At 74.1% G+C, this 748-nt stretch carries 2 protein-coding genes and 1 riboswitch; of the genes, one reads left to right on the top strand and one right to left on the bottom strand.

Annotation, left to right across the window (positions count from 1 at the left end; translation table 11 throughout):
* Positions 1-325, bottom strand: a 325-nt coding sequence (locus A5706_RS15315; RefSeq protein ID WP_197517841.1) for a thiamine phosphate synthase, incomplete at its 3' end; no start/stop codon positions are given.
* Between the two features lie 28 nt (positions 326-353).
* Positions 354-464, top strand: a riboswitch (TPP riboswitch).
* Here A5706_RS15315 and A5706_RS15320 point away from each other — a divergent pair.
* Positions 455-748 (top strand): FAD-dependent oxidoreductase (locus tag A5706_RS15320; protein ID WP_156767140.1); only part of this gene is annotated, 294 nt, incomplete at its 3' end. It overlaps the preceding riboswitch by 10 nt.

Consider the following 748-nt stretch of genomic DNA (forward strand, 5'->3'; position numbering starts at 1 on the left):
CCATGGCCGGCGGCAGGTCCCCCTGGCCCAGGTGCAGGATGTCGGCGCCGGCCGCGCGGGCGATGTCGGCGCGGTCGTTGACCGCGAACAGGGCGCCGTGCCGGCGGGCCGCGTCGGCCAGGATCTCGAGTGCGGCCAGCTCGGCGCGGGCCTCGAGCGGACCGAACCGCTGCTCACCCGCCGAGCCCTTGTCGCGAAGCTGGACGATGTCGACCCCGCCGGCCAGCGCGGCGTCGACCAACTCGGCCAGGTCGCCGCGCTCGCGGCGCGCGTCGGTACACAGATACAGCCTGGCCGCAGCGAGGCGGGTGGACGGTTGGTGCACACCGCGACGCTAGCGCGCTAGCGTGGAACCCGAAGAGCACGGGAGTCCTGGCGACCGGGGACTGAGAGTGGGCGCGCACGCCCTTACCGTCACACCTGATCCGGGTCATGCCGGCGAAGGGAGCAAAGGATGCAAGACTCACTGGCCGTCATCGGCGGCGGTGTCATCGGGCTGTCGGTGGCGCGCCGCGCGGCGCGGGCCGGATGGTCGGTCGTCGTGCACCACACCGGCGAACCGGGTGCATCGTGGGTGGCGGGCGGGATGCTCGCCCCGCACAGCGAGGGTTGGCCCGGCGAAGAACGGTTACTGCGGCTGGGCCTGGAGTCGCTGCGGCTGTGGCGCGAGGGCGGCTTCACCGACGGCTGGCCGCCAGGGGTGATCACCGCCCGCGAGTCGCTGGTGGTGGCCGTCGACCGCGCGGGC

The sequence above is a fragment of the Mycobacterium sp. E796 genome, assembly GCF_001672815.1.
In the GTDB taxonomy this organism is placed as follows: Bacteria; Actinomycetota; Actinomycetes; order Mycobacteriales; family Mycobacteriaceae; genus Mycobacterium.